We start from the raw sequence: 22,612 nt of genomic DNA, 5'->3' as shown, positions 1-22,612 counted from the left end.
GTTGGCCAGAAGCAAAAAGCTTCCTCGAACAGGCCTGATACATAGATGCAACCGGGTTCCTATGTTCAAAAAAGCAGCTAGACAGTGTGGGCGAGTCCATACATAGGAGCGGGTTTACCCGCGAAGAGGCCGGTACAGGAGAACCGCTTACTCCCCGCGGCTCTTCTTGACGATGCCGTCGGCAATGCTCGCCGGCGCCTCGGCATAGCGGGTGAACTCCATCGAGAAGCTTGCCCGGCCCTGGGTCATCGAGCGCATCGAGGTGGCGTAGCCGAACATTTCGCCCAGCGGAACTTCGGCACGGATCACCTTGCCAGCCGGCGTTTCATCACCGTCCTGGATCATGCCGCGACGTCGGCTCAAGTCGCCGAGGATGTCACCCTGGTACTCCTCCGGCGTCACCACCTCAACCTTCATCACCGGCTCCAGCAACACTGCGCCACCTTTCTGCGACAACTGCTTGGTGGCCATTGATGCGGCGATCTTGTAGGCCATCTCGTTGGAGTCGACATCGTGGTACGAACCGTCGAACACGGCGGCCTTGAGGTTGATCAGTGGGTAGCCGGCAAGCACGCCGTTCTTCATTTGCTCCTCGATACCCTTCTGGATAGCCGGGATGTACTCGCGCGGTACCACGCCGCCGACAATCTCGTTGATGAATTCCAGGCCTTCTTTGCCTTCATCGCCGGGAGCAAAACGGATCCAGCAATGGCCGTACTGGCCGCGGCCACCGGATTGGCGAACGAAGCGGCCCTCGATCTCGCAGGTGTTGCGGATTTTCTCGCGGTAGGCCACCTGCGGCTTGCCGATGTTGGCCTCGACGTTGAACTCGCGGCGCATGCGGTCGACGATGATGTCCAGGTGCAGCTCGCCCATGCCCGAGATGATGGTCTGGCCGGTCTCTTCATCGGTACGTACGCGGAATGAGGGGTCTTCCTGGGCCAGCTTGCCCAGCGCGATCCCCATTTTTTCCTGGTCGGCCTTGGTTTTTGGCTCTACTGCGACGGAAATCACCGGGTCGGGGAAGTCCATGCGTTCGAGAATGATCGGCTTGTCCATGTCGCACAGGGTATCGCCGGTGGTCACGTCTTTCATGCCGATCAGTGCGGCGATATCGCCGGCGCACACGTCCTTGATTTCTGCGCGTTGGTTGGCGTGCATTTGCACCATGCGGCCAATGCGCTCTTTTTTGCCCTTGACGGAGTTGAGCACCGCGTTGCCTGAGCTGAGCACGCCGGAATAAACACGGGCGAAGGTGAGGGTGCCGACGAAGGGGTCGGTGGCGATCTTGAAGGCCAGCGCCGAGAACGGTTCATTGTCGTCGGCGTGGCGTTCCAGGTGCTTTTCTTCGTCGTCGGGGTCGGTGCCCTTGATTGCCGGAATTTCCGACGGGGCGGGAAGGTAGTCGATCACCGCGTCGAGCATCAGCGGCACGCCTTTGTTCTTGAACGATGAGCCGAGGATGGTCGGTACGATTTCGTTGGCGATGGTGCGCTGGCGCAATCCGGCCTTGATCTCTTCGATGCTCAGTTCTTCGCCGTCGAGAAACTTGGTCAGCAGTTCGTCATTCGCCTCGGCTGCGGCTTCGATCATGTGTGCACGCCATTCGTTGGCCTGTGCCTGCAGTTCGGCGGGGATGTCTTCTTCGCGGTAGCTGGTGCCTTGGTCGGCATCGTTCCAGTAGATGGCCTTCATCTTCACCAGGTCGATCTGGCCAATGAAGTTCTCTTCGCTGCCGATGGCCAGCTGGATGGGTACCGGGTGGTGCCCCAGGCGCTGATCGATCTGCTTGACCACGCGCAGGAAGTCGGCCCCCTGGCGGTCCATCTTGTTGATGTAGGCCAGGCGCGGCACGTGATACTTGTTGGCCTGGCGCCAGACGGTCTCGGACTGCGGCTCGACGCCGTCCGCGCCGCTGAATACCACGACCGCGCCATCGAGCACGCGCAATGAGCGCTCCACCTCGATGGTGAAATCGACGTGGCCTGGGGTGTCGATGATGTTGAAACGGTACTTGTGGGCGAACTGCTTGGTCGAGCCTTGCCAGAACGCCGTGGTCGCCGCCGAAGTGATGGTGATGCCGCGTTCCTGCTCCTGGGCCATCCAGTCCATGGTCGCCGCGCCATCGTGCACTTCGCCCATCTTGTGGTTGACCCCGGTGTAGAACAGGATTCGCTCGGTGGTCGTGGTCTTGCCGGCATCCACGTGGGCGACGATGCCGATATTGCGGTACAGCTCGATGGGCGTTGTGCGGGCCATGGCGGACTACCTGTGGGTGGGCGGATTCCACCAAGTTAGCAGACCGGTGGAATCCTGCCCTGCCGCCGGGCCGTCAGTCGGCTTGGGCTTGCAGCATCCACTGGCCATCCACTTCGCGGGCCAGGCCGCTGGCCGGCAGCAAGGCCTGCAGGCGCGCGTGCAGGGCGGCCTCGGTAAAGGTCTTGAGGGTGGTCAGGTCCAGCGTGCCGACCAGGTTGAGATCAGCCTTGGTGTACGACAGCCAGGCTTTTTTCAACACCTGGGCGACGTCGCTGCCGGCGGTGCTGGCGAACCGGCGGTGCCACTGGCGGCCTTCGAAAGTGAAGTTGTGCGCGTGGCTGTAGGTGCTTTGGTCGGCGCCTTCTACGCAGCGGTGGCAGTGGCATGGGCCCTCGCCGAAGGCGTTGCGCAGGTAGCTGTTGAAGTCCACGACGGGCTTGAGGGACAGGCGTTTGTCGACTTCGAACAGGTCGGCGATCAGGGGTTCTTCGGCGCTCACTCGGGATCCTCGTGTGGTGTGGCGTGCATCGGCGGGCACCCTAACAGATCGGAACATTCAGATCACCTGTTGCAGGTGCCCTGCATACCCTGAGCAATATGCGATCCCTGTGGGCGGGCGTGCCCGCGAAGAGGCCAGTAGAGACAACAGAGACTGCCTGCCGTACTCTACGCGCCCCTACGCCTATACACCCACCGAGGTAACCCCGTTTGAGCACCAAGTACCCGTACATCGCCACCGTGACCATCAGCGCTGAAGACCGTGGCGGAGATACCGAGGCTTCGGAAAACCCCAGCATGCGCGTGGGTCTGGAAGCGGTGACCGAAACCCTGAAGAAGGTGCATTTCGTCGGTACGCTCGCGGCCCCTGAGAAACCGGCCACGCACATTTGCGTGACCCTGGAGAATGGCCTGACCTATTACGGTCCGATCGTCAACGGCCATGCCGAACTGGAAGGCGGCTGGATCGCCTTCGAGTCCGACATGCTCACCCCGCAAGAGCTGGGCCTGTAAGCCTCAGCTCAGTTCTGCCAGGCACTGCTCGAGGATATCCAGCCCTTCCTCGAGCACCTCGGCCTCGATGGTCAACGGAGCCAGCAGGCGAATGATGTGCCGCGCCTTGCCGCTGGGCATCAGCAGCAGGCCCTTGGCTCGGGCCGCTTCCATCACTTGGGCCAGTTGTGCCGGTGCCGGGCTGCCATCGGCATTGACGAACTCGATCCCTCGCATGGCGCCCACGCCGGTCAGGCGGCCGATGTATGGGCTCAGGCCCGACTCCTTCCAGCGCTCATGGCGGCTGACGATGGCCTGTTCCTGCCGTTCACCCCAGGTTGCAACGTTTTCGTCGGTCATCTGCGCCAGGCTGGCCAAGGCCGCCGCGCAGGCAATCGGGTTGCCTGAATAGGTGCCACCCAGGCCGCCCTTGGGCAGCGCCGCCATCAATTCCTTGCGCCCGACCACTGCACCCAGCGGCATACCGCCAGCAATGCTCTTGGCCAGCAACAGCAGGTCGGGTTCGATGCCCAGACGCGGAAACGCGAAGCGCTGGCCGGTACGGCCGAAGCCCGACTGGATCTCGTCGATGATGATCAGGATGCCGCGCTCGTCGCAGAAGCGGCGCAGGGCCTGGGCGAAGGCCGGGTCCAGGGCAAGGAAGCCGCCTTCGCCCTGTACCGGTTCGAAGATGAACGCCGCGACGTCCTCCACCGCCAGCTCGACGCTGAACAGGCGGTCCATGGCTTTGAGCGCCTGCTCGCAGGTAACCCCGGTATCCGCGCTGGGGTAGGGCAGGTGGTACACCGGCCCGGGCAGTTCACCGACCCGCTGCTTGTAGGGGGCGACCTTGCCATTGAGGTTCAGGGTGGCCAGGGTGCGGCCGTGGAAGCCGCCGTCGAAAGCGATGATGGCACGTTTGCCGGTAGCGCCACGGGCCACTTTCAGGGCGTTCTCCGCCGCTTCCGCGCCGCTGTTGGTGAGCATGCCAGCCAGTGGGTAGTTGACCGGGACGAACTGGCTCAGTTGCTCCATCAGTGCCAGATACGGGCCGTGAGGGGCCGCGTTGAAGGCATAGTGGGTCAGGCGGGTGGCCTGAGTCTGGATGGCCTCGACTACAGCGGGGTTGCAGTGGCCCAGGTTGAGCACGCCGATACCGCCGACGAAGTCGATGTAACGTTTGCCGTCAGTGTCCCAGACTTCGGCATTACGGCCATGGGAAAGTGTGATCGGGTGAACGATGGCAATGGATTGGCTGATACTTTCCTGGTTCATGGGGCACGCGGACCTTGTTCGAGTTTCTTATTATCCAAGCGTGTCGGCAGGTTATTCCGCAAACGAATTATTCGATTGCGGTCATTCCATGAATTCTTGATCTGGGCGGATTTTTGGGTTGGCTGTACCGGCCTCTTCGCGGGCAAGTCCGCTCCTGCCAGAGGCCGGGGCAGGTCAAATCAATCCCCCTCTGCCACTCGCTCCCGTATCCACTGCACAAAGGCCCTGATCTTGGGCACTTCGGCCGCATGCTCGGCATGCGCAATGAAGTGCCTCCCGTTGCTTGCCACAGGGTGGTCCCAGGCCACCACCAGCTTGCCCTCACTCAGCTCTTCGGCCACCAGATAGCGGGGAATCAGGGCTATGCCGCAGCCGGAAATGGCGGCGCGGATGCACAGGTAGAACGTGTCGAAGCGCGGCCCGTGGTAGCTGTTCTGGCTATGCAGCCCAAGCCCCAGGAACCACTCATGCCAGGCCTCTGGCCGCGAAACGCATTGCAACAGGCGGTGCTCAGTCAGCGCCTGGGCGCTGTCGAAACGGTGGCTGGCCAGCAGCTGCGGGCTGCACACGGGCACCACTTCTTCGCTGAACAACTCGATGCAGGTTGCCCCGGGCCAGGTGCCCTGGCCGAAGAAAAAGGCGACGTCAGCCTTGGCCTGAACCAGGTCGAATGGCTCCAGCTCGTTGCGCACATCCAGGTGAATCCGTGGGTAGCGGTCACCAAAACCCTTGAGCCTGGGCACCAGCCAGCGGGCGCCGAAGGTCGGTTGGGTGGCGATGCGCAGCACTTCGGTTTCGTCGCCGTAGCTGAGGATGTAGCGGCTGGATATGTCGATCTGGGTGAGGATCTTGTTCACTTCGGTGAGGTACAGCGCGCCGGCCGGGGTCAGGTGCAGGCGCCGGCGAATGCGCTGGAACAGCGAGTGCGAGAGCATGTCCTCAAGCTGCGCGACCTGCTTGCTGACGGCGCTCTGGGTCAGGTGCAGTTCCTGGGCCGCGCGGGTGAAGCTGAGGTGGCGGGCGGCCGCTTCGAAGCACTGAAGGGCGGTGGTCGAAGGCATCAGGCGTTTGGACATGACGGGCGAATACCGAGCAAAAAAGGAAGGAGTTGATTCCATAAAGGAATTATGTGGTTCGAAAAGGTCGTTTGTTGACCCCGGCCTATAGATTAATACTGACCTGGATCAACGATTACAACCGGTCATGCGAAGAGGAGGTCAATACCCGCTTCCGTCATCTGCAAAACAACAACAACACACATCAGAAATTTATAAGAATTCTGCTCAGACCTTCAGCCGCTTTGCTGCGGCCGACCCATTCGAGGGTTCTTCATGGCTTCGCAAGACAACAAGAAACAGCGCTCACTGCAGCACGGCCTGACTTCCCGTCAGGTTTCCATGATCTCCATTGCCGGCATCATCGGCGCCGGGTTGTTCATCGGGTCCTCCAACGCCATTGCCACCGCCGGCCCGGCCATCCTCATCTCCTACGCCATGACTGGCCTGCTGGTCTTGCTAGTGATGCGCATGCTGGGTGAAATGGCCATCGCAAACCCCAACAGCGGCTCATTTTCCACCTACGCCTCGGAAGCCATTGGCCCTTGGGCAGGCTTTACCATCGGCTGGTTGTACTGGTGGTTCTGGGTGTTGATCATTCCGGTGGAGGCCATTGCCGGTGCTGACATCCTGCATGCCTACTTCCCTGGCGTGCCCTCCTGGCTGTTCGCCTTCCTGATCATGCTGGTGCTGTCCTGCACCAACCTGGTCAGCGTGAAGAACTTCGGTGCCTTCGAGTACTGGTTCGCGCTGGTCAAAGTGGTCGCGATCATTGGCTTCATCGGGGTCTGCACGTTGGCGGTGTTCGGCTTCTGGCCGCTGGCGGAGGTGTCCGGGGTCAGCCGGCTGTGGGACAGCGGTGGTTTCATGCCCAATGGCTTCGGGACGGTGCTTGGGGGCGTGCTGATCACTATCTTCTCGTTCTTCGGTGCCGAAATCGTCACCATCGCGGCTGACGAAACCGCCAACCCGAAGGACAAGATTCGCCGCGCCACCAACCTGGTGGTGTACCGCATCGCCATCTTCTACCTGGCGTCGATCTTCCTGGTGGTGTCGCTGGTGGCCTGGAACGACCCCGAGCTGAAAGCGGTAGGGTCGTTCCAGCGTGTACTGGAAGTGCTGAACGTGCCGGGCGCCAAGCTGCTGGTTGACCTGGTGGTGCTGGTGGCGGTGACAAGTTGCATGAACTCGGGGCTCTACACCGCGTCGCGCATGCTCTATTCGCTTGGCGCTCGTGGTCAGGCGCTGAGCGTGACCAAGCGCATCTCCGGTTCCGGCGTGCCGACCGTGGCGGTGATCTTCTCCACCCTGGCAGGCTTTGCTGGCTGCTTCGTCAACTACGTGTTCCCGGGCAAGGTGTTTGGCTTCCTGCTGTCGACCACCGGCGCCATCGCGTTGCTGGTGTACCTGGTCATTGCCGTTTCGCAGTTGCGCATGCGTGCCCGTGCCGAGCGTGAAGGGCGCCCGCTGGAACTGAAGATGTGGCTGTTCCCATGGCTGACCTGGCTGGTGATCGGCACCATCGTCATGGTGCTGGGCTACATGCTGTTCAGCGATGCCTACCGCTATGAGACGCTGATGACTGCCGGGGTGACCGCGTTCATCCTGCTGGTTTCGCTGACCCAGCGGCGTGCCAGGATGGTTGCCCAAACGGCCTGATGTTTCTGCTTTAATGGGGGCGTTGCGCGCCCCCATTCCAACAAGCACAGGAAGCGTATGACTGATCACACACTTTCCCTTCAAGCCCTCGCGGCGCCTGAGGGTACCTGCTACGGCTGCGGCTGTTCCCACCCCAGCGGCCTGCACCTGCAAAGCCACTGGGACGCCGACGGTGTTCATCTGGTGTGCCGACACTCGCCCGACAGCACCTTCATCGGCTGGCCTGGCCTGGTTTACGGTGGCCTGCTGGCGATGCTGGTCGACTGCCACTCCAACTGGACGGCGATGGCCTACCACTACCGTAACGAAGGCCGCGAGCCGGGCAGCCTGCCGCGTATCGACTGCGTTACCGGCACGCTCAACCTGACCTACCTGAAACCTACGCCGATGGGCGTCGAGCTGTTGCTCAAGGCGCGTGTCGAAGGTGAAGTGGGGCGCAAGAGCCGGGTCATCTGCGAAGTCTGGGCAGAGGATGTACTGACTGTGACCGCCGACTCCGTGTTTGTCCGCGTCGATACCGAAAAGCTCAAGCTCAAGGCCCACGGCCAGGCCTGAGCTGTTAACGCTGATGAGTGGTCGGTGATGGTCAGCGGCTGGGGATGTCTCTAGAGTGACAGGCCCACTCCCTTGGCAAGGTTGATCATGACCGATCTCAGTGCTTTCCCCATTACCCGCAAATGGCCCGCCAAACACCCCGAACGCCTGCAGTTGTACTCGCTGCCGACGCCCAATGGGGTGAAGGTGTCGATCATGCTCGAAGAGATTGGCTTGGCTTACGAGGCGCACAGGGTCAGCTTCGACAATGATGACCAATTGAGCCCCGAATTCATCTCGCTCAGCGCGAACAACAAGATCCCCGCCATCCTCGACCCTAACGGGCCGGGTGGTCAGCCGCTGCCGCTGTTCGAATCGGGGGCGATCTTGCAGTACCTGGCGGAGAAGAGCGGCCAGCTGCTCAGCCAGGACCCCGCCCAGCGCTATCAGACCCTGCAGTGGCTGATGTTCCAGATGGGTGGCATCGGGCCGATGTTCGGCCAGGTTGGGTTCTTCCATTTCTTTGCAGGCAAGGAATATGAAGACAAGCGGCCACGTGACCGCTATGTCAACGAGTCCAGGCGGCTGCTGGGCGTGCTGGATCGGCATTTGAAAGGTCGGCAGTGGATGACTGAGGAATACAGCATCGCCGACATCGCCATCTTCCCTTGGGTGCGTAACCTGGTGGAGCGCTACAACGCCCGTGACCTGGTGGGCTTCGACCAGTTCAAGGAAGTGCAGCGCGTGCTGGCGAATTTCCTCGAACGGCCAGCCGTGCAGCGTGGCCTGAAAACCCCGGGTTGATCAACCCGTGCAGGGACAACAGCCTTGCGCAAACTTCGAAACGCCTGCCGGTCGCCCGTAGGAGCGGGTTTACCCGCGAAAGGGCCGGGCCTGCTGGCCAATCTCCACCCGCCGTTCACGGTTGTCGCCGCTCCCGTATTCGCGGGTAAACCCGCTCCTACGCCGGATTGGTGGTGGACACAGGTCGGTGGTTGGGCGCAGGCCCTCGTAGGCGCGGGTTTACCCGCGAAAGGGCCGGCCCTGTTGGCCAATCTCCACCCGCTGTTCACGGTTGCCGCCGCTACCGTATTCGCGGGTAAACCCGCTCCTACGCCGGATTGGTGGTGGACACAGGTCGGTGGTTGGGCGCAGGCCCTCGTAGGAGCGGGTTTACCCGCGAAAGGGCCGGCCCTGCTGGCCAATCTCCACCCGCTGTTCACGGTTGCCGCCGCTACCGTATTCGCGGGTAAACCCGCTCCTACGCCGGATCGGTGGTGGACACAGGTCGGTGATTGGGCGCAGGCCCTCGTAGGAGCGGGTTTACCCGCGAAGAGGCCGGCCCTGCTAGCCAATTTCCACCCGCCGTTCACCGTTGCCGCCGCTACCGTATTCGCGGGTAAACCCGCTCCTACGCCGGATCGGTGGTGGACACAGGTCGGTGATTGGGCGCAGGCCCTCGTAGGAGCGGGTTTACCCGCGAAAGGGCCGGGCCTGTTGGCCAATCTCCACCCGCCGTTCACGGTTGTCACCGCTACCGTATTCGCGGGTAAACCCGCGCCTACAGAAGGCGGCGTACGGGTTCAGAAGATGTGGTTCAGCAGCCAGTACAGGCTGCCAGCCAACAGCATTGCCGCTGGCAAGGTCAGCACCCAGGCCATCAGCAGATTGAACAAAGTGCGCCTCTGAATCCCCGACCCATTGGCCACCATGGCCCCGGCCACCCCCGAACTCAGCACATGCGTGGTCGACACCGGCAGCCCGAACATATCCGCCGCGCCAATGGTGCACATCGCCACCACTTCGGCCGATGCGCCTTGGGCATAGCTGAGGTGGGTCTTGCCGATCTTCTCGCCAACCGTGACCACAATACGTCGCCAGCCAACCATGGTCCCCAGCCCTAGCGCGATGGCTACAGCCACCTTCACCCACAGCGGAATATACCGGGTGGCGTCGTCCAGCTGGGCCTTGAACAACTGCACTTGGCTGCGGGTGTCGGCATCGAATGTCACCAGGTTGTTTTTCTCCATGAGGCGGATGGCTTCACTGGTCAGGTACATGTCGTTACGCACGTTGGCCATGGCCTCAGCCGGTATGCGCTTGAGCGAGCCATAGCCTTTGACCTCTTCGCCGATCATCCCGGTCAGCGCCGCCAATGCCGGTACCAGGTGCGGGCTGGCCTTGGGCTCGGCAATGAATAGGGTCAGTACCTGGCGCGGGTCAGCCGGGGCCGCTTTCGGGTCGCTGCGTACCAGTGCCTGGCGCGTTACCTCGGCGACAGCGGAAAACTGCAGGGCCTGCTCGTTGGGCATGGTCTTGTTCAGCGCGTAAGCCATCGGCAGGGTGCCGACCAGAATCAGCATGATCAGCCCCATGCCTTTCTGGCCGTCGTTGGAGCCGTGGGCAAACGATACCCCGGTGCAGGTCAGAATCAGTAGACTGCGGATCCACCACGGTGGCGGTGTCTGGCCTTCCGGTGCCTGGTACAGGGCCTTGCGTTTGACCAGCGCACGCAGGGCCAGCAGCAACAGGGCTGCGCAAGCAAAACCGATCAGCGGTGAGAACAGCAGGGCATAACCCACCTTGCTGGCTTGGGCCCAATCCACGCCGCTGGTGCCGTCACGCCCATGCATCAGCGCATTGGCCACGCCCACGCCGATGATCGAGCCAATCAGGGTGTGCGAGGACGATGCCGGCAGGCCCAGCCACCAGGTGCCAAGGTTCCAGATGATCGCCGCCAGCAGCAAGGCGAAAACCATGGCAAAGCCGGCCGAAGAGCCGACCTGCAGAATCAGCTCTACTGGTAGCAGGGCGATGATGCCGAACGCCACCGCGCCACTGGAGAAAAGCACGCCCAGGAAGTTGCACAGCCCAGACCACACCACCGCGACCGGGGCCGGCAACGAATGGGTGTATATCACTGTGGCTACCGCGTTGGCGGTGTCGTGGAAGCCGTTGACGAACTCGAAGCCCAGGGCAATCAGCAGCGCCAGGCCCAGCAGAAGGAACGGTGTGGCCGTGGTGATGACCGTACCGCTTGCGGTCACATCCTGCTTGAGGCTCCAGGCGGTGTAGGCGATACCAGCCAGCAACAGGCTGAAGAACAACGTTAAGGTGGCACGCCCAGGCTTGTGGGAGAGCTGCGGGCGGGCGTCGTGTTGGGCCAGTAGTGGGCTGCTGGCCACTGACGGGGTTGCCATGGGGGCTCCGGTTGGCGTTGGGCGATGATGCCGAAGGCCTTGAGCATAGAAACAATTCGTAACCCGGCCGTGACCTCGGTCAATGAATTATCTAGGCTCAAGACAGACGGTAATGGCAGGAGACGCCCATGATTCGCTGCAAGCGTGTCTATGATGCGGTTGGAGATGAAGATGGCCAGCGTGTACTGGTCGACCGCCTGTGGCCGCGCAACAAACGCAAGGAAGACCTCCATGGGCAGTGGTTGCGCGAAGTGGCACCTTCGAATGAATTGCGTAAGGCGTTTCACCAGAGGGACGTGGATTTTGCCGGTTTTACCCAGCTTTATCAGCAAGAGTTGGCGGCCCACCCCGAGCACTGGTATCCGCTGCTGGACATGGCCAGGAAGGGGACGCTGACATTGCTGTATGCCGGCAAGGACAGCGAGCACAACAATGCCCGGGTGCTGGCCGACTGGTTGGAAAACGAACTGGACCGGTGTGGCCCTGGCAGTTCGCCAGTTTGTTATGCCCAATGAGCGCGATGCGATGCCCTTACAGTTGATTCCCGCCCAAGACATCCACTGCACCTTCGCCCGCGACCTTACGCGCCGCGCCATGTTGCCCTACTACCGTGAATACGACCTGCTGTGGATCGAGGACGCCTTCGACGCGGCCTGGGGCTGGCGCGAGCAGTGGCTGGTGATCGAAGGCGACGCCCTGTTGGGTTTTTGCAGCCTCAGCCAGGACCGCCAGGCACTGTTCATCCGCGAGTTGCACCTGTTGCCTGAACACCGTGGGCGGGGCGTCGGTAGCTGGGTGCTGGAAGAACTGGCGCTGTGGGCCAGTCAGCGGCGTCTTCCACTGTTGCGGCTGATGGTGTTCCGCAGCAACCCGGCCCGCCTGCTGTACCAGCGTCACGGCTTCGTCGAGATGGGTGAAGACGATTGCTTTGTGCGGATGCAGCGGGATATCAGCGTAGTAGCTAAATGATAGCTTGTCGCGACCGCAGCGCATGGGCATAGTGGATCCAAACGTTTACGGCTGCCTGCAGGCGGGTAGACCGTGTTTGAGGATATAAGGGAAAAGGAGAAGCCCCTATGAACGGAATCGGTCCGCGGCTGCGGGAAGAGCGTGAGCGGCTGGGTATGACCCAGCGTGTATTTGGCGATATCGGTGGGGTCGAGCCCAACGCTCAGGGCAAGTACGAAAGCGGTGAACGCACGCCGCGGGTCGATTACCTGGCGGCATTGGCGGCCAAGGGGGTGGATGCGCAGTACGTACTCAGCGGCCTGCGCACCCCGACAGCGCTCGAAGGTTTGAGCGCGGATGAGTCCGGTTTGCTGGGGGCTTTTCGGGAATTACCGTTGGACGATCAGGCGGCGCTCTTGCACCTTTTGAGGCGGTTGGCCAACGACGCCAAGCCCCGGCAAATAGTGCGGCCGCTTACCGTCGAACGTCAGTCGTTTCTGAAGGAAGCAATGCGTTAGGCCCACCGTGAAAAATTTTGTTAAGGTGGCGGGATCCAATCGCCCTGCTGACGAGGTGTGTGCTTGATTAGGGTCTTAGTGGTCGATGATCACGATCTGGTACGAACCGGTATTACACGGATGTTGGCCGACATCGACGGCCTGCAGGTGGTGGGTGAGGGAGACTCGGGCGAGTCGGCACTGAAGCTGGCCCGGGAGCTGAAACCGGACGTTGTGCTGATGGATGTGAAAATGCCCGGCATCGGCGGCCTGGAGGCCACCCGCAAACTGCTGCGCAGCCACCCTGACATCAAGGTAGTGGCGGTGACGGTGTGCGAGGAAGACCCGTTCCCCACACGCTTGTTGCAGGCCGGCGCTGCCGGCTACCTGACCAAGGGTGCAGGCCTTGACGAAATGGTCCAGGCCATTCGTCTGGCCTTTGCCGGCCAGCGCTATATCAGCCCGCAGATCGCCCAGCAGTTGGCGCTGAAACCGTTCCAGCCGCAGGGCTCTCCGTTCGACGCGTTGTCCGAACGGGAAATCCAGATTGCCCTGATGATCGTCGGCTGCCAGAAAGTGCAGATCATCTCCGACAAGTTGTGCCTCTCGCCCAAGACCGTCAATACTTACCGTTATCGGATCTTTGAAAAACTCTCGGTCACCAGCGACGTCGAATTGACCTTGCTGGCCGTTCGCCACGGTATGGTTGACGCAAGCCTGTAAAACCTCATGTCCCAAGTCTTTGATGCCAGCGCATTCCTGGCGACCTGCAGCGGTCGCCCGGGCGTTTACCGGATGTTCGACGGCGAAGCCCGGCTGCTTTACGTGGGCAAGGCCAAGAACCTGAAGAAGCGCCTGGCCAGCTATTTCCGCAAGACTGGCCTTGCGCCCAAGACCGCCGCGCTGGTTGCGCGCATCGCCCAGGTTGAAACCACCATCACCGCCAACGAAACCGAGGCGTTGCTGCTGGAGCAGAACCTGATCAAGGAATGGCGGCCGCCGTACAACATCCTGCTGCGCGACGATAAGTCCTACCCCTACGTGTTTCTGTCCGATGGCGAGTTTCCGCGCCTGGGCATTCACCGGGGGGCAAAAAAGGCAAAGGGCCGTTATTTTGGCCCGTACCCCAGCGCCGGGGCCATTCGCGAAAGCCTCAGCCTGCTGCAAAAGGCTTTTTCAGTGCGTCAGTGCGAAGATAGCTACTACGCCAACCGCACCCGACCCTGCCTGCAATACCAGATAAAACGTTGCAAAGGGCCCTGCACCGACCTGGTGACTGCCGAGGAATACGCAGAGGACGTGCGCCATTCGGTGATGTTTCTGGAAGGGCGTAGCCAGCAACTGGGCAATGAGTTGAACGCCGAGATGGAGAAGGCCGCCATGGCCCTCGATTTCGAAAAAGCCGCCGAGCTGCGCGACCAGATCGCCCTGTTGCGCCGCGTGCAGGACCAGCAGTACATCGAGGGCGGCAGCGGTGATGTCGACGTCATCGCCGCCTTCGTCAACCCGGGTGGCGCCTGTGTGCACTTGATCAGCGTGCGCGGCGGGCGAGTACTGGGCAGCAAGAACTTCTTCCCGCAGGTAGGCATCGAGGAGGAGGTGGCCGAGGTCATGGCCGCATTCCTTTCCCAGTACTACTTGGGCAACGCAGAGCGCGAGTTGCCCGGCGAGTTGATCGTCAATGTTGTGCACGAAGACTTCAATGCCATTACCGAAGCTCTGCACACGCTGCGTGGCCGCGAACTGACCATCAGCCACCGGGTGCGTGGTACCCGCGCCCGCTGGCAACAACTGGCAGTGACCAATGCCGAGCAGGCGCTGCATGCCCGCCTGGCCAACCGCCAGCACATGGCTGCGCGCTTCGAGGCCCTGGCCGAAGTGCTGGGCCTGGATGAAGTGCCGCAACGCCTGGAATGCTACGACATCAGCCACTCCAGTGGTGAAGCTACCGTGGCCAGTTGCGTGGTGTTCGGCCCCGAAGGGCCGATCAAGTCCGACTACCGCCGCTTCAACATCGAAGGCGTCACCGCAGGTGACGATTACGCGGCCATGCATCAGGCCCTGACCCGCCGCTATGGGCGCATCAAGGACGGTGAGGGCAAGTTGCCCGACGTGCTGCTGGTGGACGGTGGCAAAGGTCAGCTGAACATGGCCCGCGATGTGATGCAGGAGCTGGGCTTCACCGACCTGACCCTGCTCGGTGTGGCCAAGGGCGTCACACGCAAGGCGGGTTTCGAAACCCTGTACCTGAACGATGTGCATCACGAATTCACCCTCAAGGGCGATTCATCGGCCTTGCACCTGATCCAGCAGATCCGCGACGAAGCCCACCGCTTCGCTATCACCGGCCACCGTGCCCGCCGTGGCAAGGCCCGTCGAGTCTCCAGCCTTGAAGATGTGGCTGGGGTAGGGCCCAAGCGCCGCCGCGATCTGCTGAAACATTTCGGCGGCCTGCAGGAGCTCAACCGCGCCAGTATCGATGAAATCGCCAAAGCCCCCGGCATCAGTAAAAAGCTTGCCGAATCAATTTATGCCAGCCTGCATAGCGAGTAGAATGCCGGGCTCAACTTGCGGCCAGTCGTACCGATGAATATTCCAAACCTGCTCACCGTTCTACGCGTCCTGCTCATTCCGTGCTTCATTCTGCTCTTCTATATGCCCTATGAGTGGAGCTACATGGCCGCCAGCAGCGTATTCGCGGTTGCCGCCGCCACCGATTGGCTGGACGGCTACCTGGCGCGTCGACTGCAGCAGAGCACGCCGTTCGGCGCCTTCCTCGACCCGGTGGCCGACAAGCTGATGGTGGCAGTGGCCTTGGTGCTGCTGGTGCAGACCCACGCCAACTTCTGGCTGACCCTGCCAGCCGCGGTCATCATCGGCCGCGAGATCGTGGTGTCTGCGCTGCGCGAGTGGATGGCCGAGCTAGGGGCGCGGGCGCATGTGGCGGTGTCCAACCTCGGTAAGTGGAAGACTGCGGCGCAGATGCTGGCGCTGGTGATCCTGCTGGGCAACCCTCCGGTGGTGACCTTCTGGGTGATCCTGGGCTACGGGCTGCTGCTGGTGGCAGCGGGGCTGACGCTGTGGTCGATGGTGCACTACCTGCTGGCCGCCTGGCCGCACCTGCGCGAAGGCTCGGAAAAAAAATAAAAGTTTTTTGAATCAAGGGGTTGACGCTGTTTTAGAAATCGCTAGAATGGCACCCATCACGACGCGGGAATAGCTCAGTTGGTAGAGCACGACCTTGCCAAGGTCGGGGTCGCGAGTTCGAGTCTCGTTTCCCGCTCCAAATAAAGATCTACAGGTTTCAGTCGAAGTCTGTAAATCGTTGAAAAAAGGCCCTTCGGGGCCTTTTTTCGTTCGAATGTATTCTGCCTCAATCCCCCCCTCCACGAAACCCAAGTACAAACACCACAACGCGGCGCCCTGGCCGTGACGCCGTGGGCTACCTGGACATATCGCTGATCACGTCAGCGGGCATTTCAAAAATCTCGGGTGCGCTCAACAGGTCCACTGCGGACAGCAAGGCATCGGGATCGATTGGGTCTTCCAGGATCAGCGTGTGCTGGGTGTGATTGTCGGTCAGGCGCAGCGTGGGTGTAGCGTTAAATCCATTCTCCAAGGCTTGCGCTTTTTGCGTGTCCACGATTTGGGCAGCCCGTTCGCCGGCCAGGCAGCGTTGCAGGGACGGGCCGATGTCCGGATAGTCGTGTCCAGCAGCCAACCCACGGCCGTTGCCTTGGCTATGCAAGTAGACCCGGAGCACGGCCCCCCAAACGCCTTCGCGACTCTCACCCTGGCCCAGGCATTCGACCCGCCTGGCGGCCGGTTCATGCTGGGGGAGGGGCACGTGACGCCAGACCAGGTTGACGTGATCGTTGGTGACGATCCAGCGTTGCAGTTGCGGTAGGTAGGCCTGGCAGCGCGGGCATTCGAGGTCGGCGTAGAGGGTGATGGTGAAGCGCGCTTCGGGGTTGCCGTAGATCCGCTGCGGGCCATCATCGGCGGTAGAACGAAAAGGTAGCGGCAGCCACCAGCACAGTGCCAAAACCGCGGCTGCGAGCCAGCCGCAGGCCCACTTTAGGTTGGTTGCACTCATCCGTTTGCGCATGTTGTTGCTCCTAGCAATTCCAGATCGAACGGCTCGAAACCGGTGCGCCGTCTCCATCCTGAGTCATGCGGATGGCGGCATCGAGTCCACTGATGCCGAGTTGCTGCATGAGGCTATGACGCTGGCTTCCTCTTCAGGTTCCGTCCTTGCCAGTGCCAGATATGAACGGGTGGCACGGTGCGGAACAACGGCTCCTTCTTTGTTTCAACGATGTTTCGCTGAGCAGTTGCCCGTTGGCGTCGTAGTCGTATTCAGAGGGTGCCATCTTCAGTGCGCTTACAGACAAGCCGGCCGATGGCGTCCCGCTCGAAGTCATGGCGGATGGCAGCCGTCCGTGTTGGTGGGGCGTTGTCGGACAGTGGCGGCCGCTCGTCTGGCGAGGGCACATGGGTAAGACGAATGACCTCATCCAGCACGTTGTAGGCATAGAGACGGCCACTGCCATCCAGGTCTTTTTGTGCCACCAGCCGGTCCAGTCCGTCCCAGCCGAAGCGGTATGGCTCGTCATTCTCGTTGGTGAGTTGCAGTAGCCGACCATAGGCGTCGTAGCGGAACTTCACGCTGTAGCCCCTGGCGTCCGTGCGTTCGACCAACCGGCCGCTGGGGTCGTAGCGAAATTGCAGGTCTCGAGCGCTTCATCGCCTGAACAAACTAAAGATCGCAGATCTCAGTAGTTCCTGATTGATTAAATGCGCCAGTGTGAGCGCCGATATACAAGAATGCTGGTCAGGGATTTTTATTGGGAATATGTTCTTTGAGAAGCTTGTCTGATATTCTATTCCACCACGGTTTCTCAGTGTTGATTTGTTTGGGTAGGCTGGTGAATCGCTTGCTTTTCAGTGCGTTAATTATTAGCTCGTCAGATTCCTTGATTATGTTGACATCATGATGGAGGCCGAGTGTTATCATGATGTTTATAGATTCAAATAAATGCCCTATTTTTTCGCTTTCCTCGTATAGTAACTCGCTTTCATGAGTGGATAGGCGTTTCAGGTATTCAAAGGTTAGCTTAATGATGTCAGGGAATTTTGAGTCATTAACGCTTAAAACAAATTCCATTAAAATTTTCCTGCCAGTTAGTTTGTCGTTGCAAAGCCATCTGTAAATTTCGCTGGCCAGCATTTCAATGTCATGAGGTCTTCGGTATCCTTTTGTAATGATGGCCATCATTTTTTGCTCAGGGGACATAATTTAAAGCCTCTAATTTGGAGTGCTGGATCCGGGTAGGCACCTTAAGTTTGATCATGAGTTAGAGGAATGAGTTAGAATAACAGGTGCTTTCCCTGTCTGACTGGTTGCGGTAAATAATAAAGTGCCAGGAGACCTTCGGATGCCTAGGGATTTTGCAGCCACCAATGAATAAAGGATAATTATACAAATTCACCCCTCCATTTACACATCCCGCAAAATCTTCAAAGTCAGACTGGAGGTATCCAGTGGATTTCTGGAAAGGGGCTGATGGAGTAAACCTCGAAGCACTAGATCCAGATTGAGAAGCCATATTTATAGGTTGTTCTTGATGTGTAGGTGTTTGCTCTGGTTTTGAATTTTCCTTAATAAAATCGAGATTTTGTAGTTGTTCAGAGGGGTGAGGGGTGGAAGATTGGCTATCTCATGTTCCGAGGCTTCTTCTTTTACGTTCAATGCGCTGATTTTTGTCCAGCTTTCTGGGGTTCCATATGCGAAATAATAATTCTTAAATCGATTTGTCTGTGTCATTTCTTGGTGGCCTATTATCCTCCATTCTCCTGTTGGGTCCGTTTTTTTATCGAAGAGAGAGTAGCTGTCTAGCACGACCGGGTCGGTGAGGGGTTGTATGTGCTCAAGTTCTGCTGGTGTTATTAATGGGTCTTTCTTTACTATTCTGAATATTTCAGCTACATGGCCAGTGATTATTTTTGATATTATATGTCCGAAATAATATCCCCCGTCTTCTTGGGTGAAGCAGAAAATATCTCCTGCTTTGATGTTCTCTAATGTGGTCCTTGTGTTTTTTGGCCAGCCCCAGATGTTAGCTTTGTTCATTTGCATGCTCCGCTTTCGAGTTTTGCGGGAGTTCGTGTGAGTTTTGCTTGGACTTAATTGTATGTTTGTTTGAAATATTCGCTCTAACGTCGCTTCTTGGAAGGTCGAGAGAGTTATATTTGTTTCCTCTGTTCGCGCTCGATGTGGGTTGCCCAATTATTCCTGTCCTCTTGCTTGTCCGTAAGTGATATCGCTTTTGTTTTGGAGCGTAGCGATAGAGATTGATTCCTCCAGCAATGCCAATTGGATCGTGCTGGGTGAACCGGCCTGCCCCTGAAACCGAAAAGTGATGGGGTTTGGGTTCTAGGTGTAGAGTAGATGCGCTCTTTTCCTCGTAAGCCCCAGGCAGAGCGAGGCTGCCTGGGATGTTTTATTTAGACCAGGCTGTCGTTTTACGCTAGCCGTCGGACACTTCGGGATCCGCTTTGAAACGGAATTAGAAGTATCTATTTTTTATCGATGCTTGGAGTAGAGATTAATTTTCGAGTCATCCAGAGGAAAAAAATCTTCCTCCAGTTCGTAAAGGCGTATTGACCAAAAATTTTCATCGCACTCCATTGCTAAAGGATCTTTTTCAGAATAAAAATTTCTTAGTTCTGTGATCTTTGATTCGAAATCATTTGGGTTTGAGGTGATTTTTTCATGGATCAAGTCGATGAACAGGTTGTTGAAGTAATGAAAATTTTCTACTGTTGAGTTGCAGAGTATAATTCTAATCGTGTCGTCTTCTTTGGTTGCGTATTTAATGTGGTTGTCTGTGGTGTCAATGCCGTAGCAGCCAGAGAAGTCATGACCAAAGAAAGCGAACGAAACTCCTAGGGGATTGTTGGCGTAGAGATCTTTGTAGAATTGAAGTCCGTTGTTTTGATATTCTTTTAGCAGGGGAAGTGTATGTTTTGCGATGGATAAGATGTCGGGTGATTTCACTTGTTTGCTGCTCAGTGGTGTTTGCGTTTGTGTGAGTGCAAGTGATGTTGGAGTCATTGTTTTTCTCAGTAAATGGTTTTTTGACATTAAACAGTACGGATTGTAGAGCGCTACGACCTGAGGCGCTGTATTGGAAGGTAAATGTGTTTTTTGGAGATGCATCTTGGGGTAGGCGGGTCTAATTCCGCCATCTTTAGTACTACAATCGCCGCTCTTGTTGGAGTTGTATATCTATGGGGCGTGATTATTTGCCCAAGTCCTTCAGGGATTTTGATTTTTGTTGGGCCGTCTGTTTATTGTTTAACCATTGTCCTTGATTGTTTCCGGTACACCAAGCCGGGAAAACGGAAGTCAATTCCTCAGGAAGCTGCTCGGGACGTTTTTCGACACCGCTATAATCCGCATCGGTGCGGCGACGTCATCGTCGTCGTGGAGCAAATTATCGACCTGCGTGAAATCCGCCACGTTGGCCGCCGTGCCTACCACGCAGTGCACCAAGACCGACTCCGCATCCACACCAATGTGAGCCTTCATACCGAAGTACCACCGATTGCCTTTCTTAGCTTGGTGCATTTATGTGGCGCGCTTGCTGTCTTGGTTCTCGGTCGAACTCGGCGCGTGGATCCGCGTGGCCTCGTACAGCGTTTCCTCCATCGCCGAATGACCATTTTGCTCACGAGGGCTTGGTTTCAGAGAATATTTTTTCAATTTCTCTCGTGTATTGTTGGGGAGCTGGTATTCGAATTTTTTTATATACTCTAATAATTCACTTTTTTCACTTGATAATATGCAGTACTCAATAATGTGGCTGATAGGAAAGTTCACCTTTGGCGCTAGATTTATTATGTTGTCCCTGCCGCCGTTTTGCTCTGTATAGGCTGCTTGTTTTTTTATGATATAAAAAAGTAAATGTTGTTGGTGATTTAATATGGTGTGATGCAAGTCGTCGCAAGAGAACGAGGAATGTTGAATCCATTTCTCCATAAGGGTGGTGACGGTTTCGTGAATTTTTGATTGTCTATCTACTTTTTCGGGAGTGTATTTGTCTAGGTTGTCAAGGAGGTTTATGTAGGTATCTGATTGTATGAGTTCGGAAAGTGTCATTTAAAATCCTTGGCTATTCCTGTAGCCCGGCCAGATTGCTATATTGGGTTGCCCATTCGGGCGGCGTGAAAGGTCTGTACCATTGGCTATAAGCTCCTGGCAATCCGAAAATCCTTGTCCTAGGCAGTAGAGAATTTCAGGCAAATCGGAGCTGGCTTTTGATAGCGCGTCAGTGGTTGATATCGTCGTCACTCTCGAAGTATGTAAAATTTGACAAGCACTAAAAAGATTGTGGGTGGAAAATGGTAGGGTGTTTTAATGCCCTCAAAGCTTTGATTGCTGTTTCATTAAAAAGGCTTGTTCGCGAGTTTTTCTGGTTGTGGTGAACTCACGAAAAGCTACAGATGACATATATGTCTGGCCATTTTTTGACCTGTCTTCGAGGCTTAAATGTTTATTTTGCTCATGATGTAGTGGTGGTTGGTTTGCTTTGTAATGTTTGCTCTTAGTCGTAAGCATCTCCATAATTTCTGTTTCTCCAAAAAATATCATCGCCATCAGACGTGTAAATGCTCACTAATAGCTCTTTGAAGCTCAGTGCGATAATAGGACAACTTCCAGCGACGCCATGAATTTCAAAATTGCTGTCATAGCAGCGGCCAGAGCGCTCTATTGATAGGTCAATGGAGATGTAGTCGTTGTTGTCGGTTTTGCAAATTAGGTACCATGATGAGGAGATATCATCATCGCATGGGGTGCCAACTATTTCTGTGTTGGATTGCTTGATCTGTTGCGGCGGTAGTATGGTGAAAGAGATGCTATCGTTTTTTGGGGAAAACAACTGGGCGCCGCCGCAAAGTTTATAGAATTCAGCGAGGTCTGGAGGATAGCTAAGGAAGTTGGGTAGTGTGGGTAGTGGTGAGTCTGGAGGGAAAACGTCAATTCTCGGATCATTGCTGAATTTCTCAAGTATGTGTTTTATGGTGTGCATGTTTAGCTTGCCTCAAATTAGGATCAGAAAGTGCCTGTGTGTAAATATCTATTCAATGCCCTGTAGTAGGAGGTTCGGCTGGTGGCTGGAACTCCTGCGACGTCAAACATTCGCTCCGAAAGTTGCATGACCTCTCGATTGCTGATTTGCGACCAATCTACTTTGCCTCCCACAGGTTTTCCAGTTTTTTCTCTTAGCCACTCACGATACACCGCCTTGGTGGCTGCATGATTTTTACTAGACAATACGATCGTAGGAGACCCTTTGGGATATTTTCCTCCATATGAGGGCACGTTTTGTGCCGCCCAGATATCTAGGATGCCATGATGGTTTTCGAGGGGGCTATTGCTAGGCCTGTATGGGGTGATATCATATTCTTTGACATTTTCGGGGCAGAGCCCAAGCGGATCTGAGTAGTTTACTATATTTGGGGCGTAGCTGTAGAGATTGACTCCTCCTTCGATCCCGAGAGGGTCTGTTGTTGTGAAGCGGCCTATATCGGGGTCGTAAAATCTGAATATATTGAAGTGTAGCCCAGTCTCGCGATCAATGTATTGGCCTTGATTTCGCAGGTTTTGTTCACGTCCATTTTGTTGGCTGTGCCACTCATTAATTATCTTTCCCCAACCGTGATGGTCACTACGCCAGATCGTGTTGCCATCAGAATCAGTCAGCTGCTCCGGTTGCCCAACCAAGGTGGTATGAAAATAGTGAATTTCATCACTCTCTGACTTTCCGTCGATGCGTGCTAGAGGATCGTAGCTATCCATGCTTGCATACACATACAAGCTGGAGTATCCGCTCTGTACCTCTTGCAACAAGCGCAGTCCTTGCCAGTGAAACAGCACCCGCCGACGCGGCTCTGGATAGTCCCTCTGATAAACCTCCTTGCTGATCCGCCTCCCCAACGGGTCATAGGCAAACACCACCCGCTCACGCTCGCCACTGCGGTACTGCTCCACGCAAATCAGCCGTAAGCGCTCCATGAACCCCACATTCAAAGCGCTTACCTGATCCCCGATGCTGTGCTCCCGATTTCTTTCTGGAGCTCGCCGACCATGATGCGACCCGACGCCAAAGTCGAAAAAGTGTACCTCTAC

The 22,612-nt window shown here is 57.5% G+C and carries 22 protein-coding genes, 1 tRNA gene and 1 pseudogene; 11 read left to right on the top strand and 13 right to left on the bottom strand.

Annotation, left to right across the window (positions count from 1 at the left end; all coding sequences use genetic code 11):
* Nucleotides 1-147: 147 nt before the first annotated feature.
* Together fusA and INQ47_RS25300 are read right to left on the bottom strand one after the other, a co-directional pair.
* Entirely contained in the window at nt 148-2,259 is a 2,112-nt protein-coding gene (gene fusA, locus INQ47_RS25305) for an elongation factor G (protein ID WP_404702875.1), read from the bottom strand.
* A gap of 73 nt (nt 2,260-2,332) precedes the next feature.
* Nucleotides 2,333-2,758: a hypothetical protein gene (locus INQ47_RS25300; protein WP_404702874.1), complete on the bottom strand. Its 426-nt coding sequence runs from the start codon at nt 2,756-2,758 to the stop codon at nt 2,333-2,335.
* Between the two features lie 209 nt (nt 2,759-2,967).
* Here INQ47_RS25300 and INQ47_RS25295 point away from each other — a divergent pair, with 209 nt between their 5' ends.
* Entirely contained in the window at nt 2,968-3,270 is a 303-nt protein-coding gene (locus tag INQ47_RS25295; RefSeq protein ID WP_021783213.1) for a hypothetical protein, read from the top strand.
* Between the two features lie 3 nt (nt 3,271-3,273).
* Here INQ47_RS25295 and INQ47_RS25290 read toward each other — a convergent pair whose 3' ends face one another.
* The gene (locus INQ47_RS25290; RefSeq protein WP_404702873.1) at nt 3,274-4,524 is read right to left on the bottom strand and encodes an aspartate aminotransferase family protein; all 1,251 of its coding nucleotides are present in this window, start codon (nt 4,522-4,524) and stop codon (nt 3,274-3,276) included.
* Between the two features lie 179 nt (nt 4,525-4,703).
* The gene (gene gcvA / locus INQ47_RS25285; protein WP_003251398.1) at nt 4,704-5,600 is read right to left on the bottom strand and encodes a transcriptional regulator GcvA; all 897 of its coding nucleotides are present in this window, start codon (nt 5,598-5,600) and stop codon (nt 4,704-4,706) included.
* A gap of 255 nt (nt 5,601-5,855) precedes the next feature.
* Between gcvA and INQ47_RS25280 the strand changes: the two genes are divergently transcribed.
* The 3 genes from INQ47_RS25280 (at nt 5,856) to INQ47_RS25270 (ending at nt 8,576) form a co-directional block, all read left to right on the top strand.
* On the top strand, nt 5,856-7,238 hold the full coding sequence (locus INQ47_RS25280) for an amino acid permease (protein WP_252458615.1): 1,383 nt from the start codon (nt 5,856-5,858) through the stop codon (nt 7,236-7,238).
* Between the two features lie 57 nt (nt 7,239-7,295).
* Nucleotides 7,296-7,793 (top strand): PaaI family thioesterase, encoded by a 498-nt coding sequence (locus tag INQ47_RS25275; protein ID WP_003251394.1) that lies wholly within the window; start codon nt 7,296-7,298, stop codon nt 7,791-7,793.
* A gap of 87 nt (nt 7,794-7,880) precedes the next feature.
* Nucleotides 7,881-8,576 carry a glutathione S-transferase N-terminal domain-containing protein gene (locus tag INQ47_RS25270; protein WP_404702872.1) on the top strand — a complete coding sequence of 232 codons (696 nt, stop codon included), beginning with the start codon at nt 7,881-7,883 and terminating at the stop codon, nt 8,574-8,576.
* Between the two features lie 779 nt (nt 8,577-9,355).
* On the opposite strand, the gene INQ47_RS25265 is transcribed toward INQ47_RS25270, so the two are convergent.
* On the bottom strand, nt 9,356-10,972 hold the full coding sequence (locus INQ47_RS25265; RefSeq protein ID WP_252458352.1) for an inorganic phosphate transporter: 1,617 nt from the start codon (nt 10,970-10,972) through the stop codon (nt 9,356-9,358).
* Nucleotides 10,973-11,100: 128 nt separating this feature from the next.
* On the opposite strand from INQ47_RS25265, the gene INQ47_RS25260 reads away from it, so the two are divergent.
* The 7 genes from INQ47_RS25260 to INQ47_RS25230 all read left to right on the top strand — a co-directional run bounded on the left by INQ47_RS25260 (nt 11,101) and on the right by INQ47_RS25230 (nt 15,703).
* Nucleotides 11,101-11,487 (top strand): DUF488 domain-containing protein, encoded by a 387-nt coding sequence (locus INQ47_RS25260; RefSeq protein WP_252458351.1) that lies wholly within the window; start codon nt 11,101-11,103, stop codon nt 11,485-11,487.
* 10 nt (nt 11,488-11,497) lie between these two features.
* Entirely contained in the window at nt 11,498-11,941 is a 444-nt protein-coding gene (locus tag INQ47_RS25255; protein ID WP_404702871.1) for a GNAT family N-acetyltransferase, read from the top strand.
* Nucleotides 11,942-12,048: 107 nt separating this feature from the next.
* Nucleotides 12,049-12,438 carry a helix-turn-helix domain-containing protein gene (locus INQ47_RS25250; RefSeq protein WP_252458349.1) on the top strand — a complete coding sequence of 130 codons (390 nt, stop codon included), beginning with the start codon at nt 12,049-12,051 and terminating at the stop codon, nt 12,436-12,438.
* 63 nt (nt 12,439-12,501) lie between these two features.
* Complete coding sequence (gene uvrY / locus INQ47_RS25245; protein WP_003251380.1) at nt 12,502-13,140, top strand: UvrY/SirA/GacA family response regulator transcription factor; 639 nt, start codon at nt 12,502-12,504, stop codon at nt 13,138-13,140.
* Nucleotides 13,141-13,146: 6 nt separating this feature from the next.
* Nucleotides 13,147-14,970 (top strand): excinuclease ABC subunit UvrC, encoded by a 1,824-nt coding sequence (uvrC, locus tag INQ47_RS25240; RefSeq protein ID WP_404702870.1) that lies wholly within the window; start codon nt 13,147-13,149, stop codon nt 14,968-14,970.
* A gap of 33 nt (nt 14,971-15,003) precedes the next feature.
* Nucleotides 15,004-15,564 (top strand): CDP-diacylglycerol--glycerol-3-phosphate 3-phosphatidyltransferase, encoded by a 561-nt coding sequence (pgsA, locus tag INQ47_RS25235; RefSeq protein ID WP_404702869.1) that lies wholly within the window; start codon nt 15,004-15,006, stop codon nt 15,562-15,564.
* Nucleotides 15,565-15,627: 63 nt separating this feature from the next.
* A tRNA-Gly gene (locus INQ47_RS25230) sits at nt 15,628-15,703 on the top strand.
* A gap of 156 nt (nt 15,704-15,859) precedes the next feature.
* On the opposite strand, the gene INQ47_RS25225 is transcribed toward INQ47_RS25230, so the two are convergent.
* From INQ47_RS25225 to INQ47_RS25190, 8 genes and pseudogenes are all read right to left on the bottom strand, one after another.
* Nucleotides 15,860-16,525 (bottom strand): DsbA family protein, encoded by a 666-nt coding sequence (locus INQ47_RS25225; protein ID WP_404702868.1) that lies wholly within the window; start codon nt 16,523-16,525, stop codon nt 15,860-15,862.
* A gap of 251 nt (nt 16,526-16,776) precedes the next feature.
* A complete protein-coding gene (locus tag INQ47_RS25220) occupies nt 16,777-17,148 on the bottom strand; it encodes a hypothetical protein (RefSeq protein ID WP_404702876.1) in 372 nt (123 codons plus the stop codon).
* Between the two features lie 103 nt (nt 17,149-17,251).
* On the bottom strand, nt 17,252-17,695 hold the full coding sequence (locus INQ47_RS25215) for a hypothetical protein (protein WP_404702867.1): 444 nt from the start codon (nt 17,693-17,695) through the stop codon (nt 17,252-17,254).
* Between the two features lie 333 nt (nt 17,696-18,028).
* A complete protein-coding gene (locus tag INQ47_RS25210) occupies nt 18,029-18,550 on the bottom strand; it encodes an Imm26 family immunity protein (RefSeq protein ID WP_404702866.1) in 522 nt (173 codons plus the stop codon).
* A 453-nt stretch (nt 18,551-19,003) separates the two neighbouring features.
* Nucleotides 19,004-19,534 (bottom strand): hypothetical protein, encoded by a 531-nt coding sequence (locus INQ47_RS25205; protein ID WP_404702865.1) that lies wholly within the window; start codon nt 19,532-19,534, stop codon nt 19,004-19,006.
* Between the two features lie 295 nt (nt 19,535-19,829).
* A pseudogene (locus INQ47_RS25200) lies at nt 19,830-20,116 on the bottom strand (transposase); the annotation flags it as partial.
* A gap of 910 nt (nt 20,117-21,026) precedes the next feature.
* The gene (locus INQ47_RS25195; RefSeq protein WP_061405684.1) at nt 21,027-21,512 is read right to left on the bottom strand and encodes an SMI1/KNR4 family protein; all 486 of its coding nucleotides are present in this window, start codon (nt 21,510-21,512) and stop codon (nt 21,027-21,029) included.
* A gap of 23 nt (nt 21,513-21,535) precedes the next feature.
* The coding region (locus INQ47_RS25190; RefSeq protein ID WP_404702864.1) for an RHS repeat-associated core domain-containing protein at nt 21,536-22,612 on the bottom strand (1,077 nt) is incomplete at its 5' end.

It is taken from the genome of Pseudomonas sp. 3HC3, assembly GCF_044904505.1.
In the GTDB taxonomy this organism is placed as follows: Bacteria; Pseudomonadota; Gammaproteobacteria; order Pseudomonadales; family Pseudomonadaceae; genus Aquipseudomonas; species Aquipseudomonas putida_Y.
This window is presented reverse-complemented; position numbering and strand designations above follow the sequence as displayed.

What these genes read in the sequence shown, in the direction of transcription:
- INQ47_RS25265 (WP_252458352.1), bottom strand. Translation starts at nt 10,972, where the DNA reads ATGGCAACCCCGTCAGTGGCCAGCAGCCCACTACTGGCCCAACACGAC.
- uvrC (WP_404702870.1), top strand. Translation starts at nt 13,147, where the DNA reads ATGTCCCAAGTCTTTGATGCCAGCGCATTCCTGGCGACCTGCAGCGGT.
- pgsA (WP_404702869.1), top strand. Translation starts at nt 15,004, where the DNA reads ATGAATATTCCAAACCTGCTCACCGTTCTACGCGTCCTGCTCATTCCG.
- INQ47_RS25205 (WP_404702865.1), bottom strand. Translation starts at nt 19,534, where the DNA reads ATGACTCCAACATCACTTGCACTCACACAAACGCAAACACCACTGAGC.
- gcvA (WP_003251398.1), bottom strand. Translation starts at nt 5,600, where the DNA reads ATGTCCAAACGCCTGATGCCTTCGACCACCGCCCTTCAGTGCTTCGAA.
- INQ47_RS25210 (WP_404702866.1), bottom strand. Translation starts at nt 18,550, where the DNA reads ATGAACAAAGCTAACATCTGGGGCTGGCCAAAAAACACAAGGACCACA.
- fusA (WP_404702875.1), bottom strand. Translation starts at nt 2,259, where the DNA reads ATGGCCCGCACAACGCCCATCGAGCTGTACCGCAATATCGGCATCGTC.
- INQ47_RS25225 (WP_404702868.1), bottom strand. Translation starts at nt 16,525, where the DNA reads ATGCGCAAACGGATGAGTGCAACCAACCTAAAGTGGGCCTGCGGCTGG.
- INQ47_RS25275 (WP_003251394.1), top strand. Translation starts at nt 7,296, where the DNA reads ATGACTGATCACACACTTTCCCTTCAAGCCCTCGCGGCGCCTGAGGGT.
- INQ47_RS25255 (WP_404702871.1), top strand. Translation starts at nt 11,498, where the DNA reads ATGCCCTTACAGTTGATTCCCGCCCAAGACATCCACTGCACCTTCGCC.
- INQ47_RS25215 (WP_404702867.1), bottom strand. Translation starts at nt 17,695, where the DNA reads ATGATGGCCATCATTACAAAAGGATACCGAAGACCTCATGACATTGAA.
- INQ47_RS25260 (WP_252458351.1), top strand. Translation starts at nt 11,101, where the DNA reads ATGATTCGCTGCAAGCGTGTCTATGATGCGGTTGGAGATGAAGATGGC.
- INQ47_RS25280 (WP_252458615.1), top strand. Translation starts at nt 5,856, where the DNA reads ATGGCTTCGCAAGACAACAAGAAACAGCGCTCACTGCAGCACGGCCTG.
- INQ47_RS25290 (WP_404702873.1), bottom strand. Translation starts at nt 4,524, where the DNA reads ATGAACCAGGAAAGTATCAGCCAATCCATTGCCATCGTTCACCCGATC.
- INQ47_RS25270 (WP_404702872.1), top strand. Translation starts at nt 7,881, where the DNA reads ATGACCGATCTCAGTGCTTTCCCCATTACCCGCAAATGGCCCGCCAAA.
- INQ47_RS25195 (WP_061405684.1), bottom strand. Translation starts at nt 21,512, where the DNA reads ATGCACACCATAAAACACATACTTGAGAAATTCAGCAATGATCCGAGA.
- INQ47_RS25250 (WP_252458349.1), top strand. Translation starts at nt 12,049, where the DNA reads ATGAACGGAATCGGTCCGCGGCTGCGGGAAGAGCGTGAGCGGCTGGGT.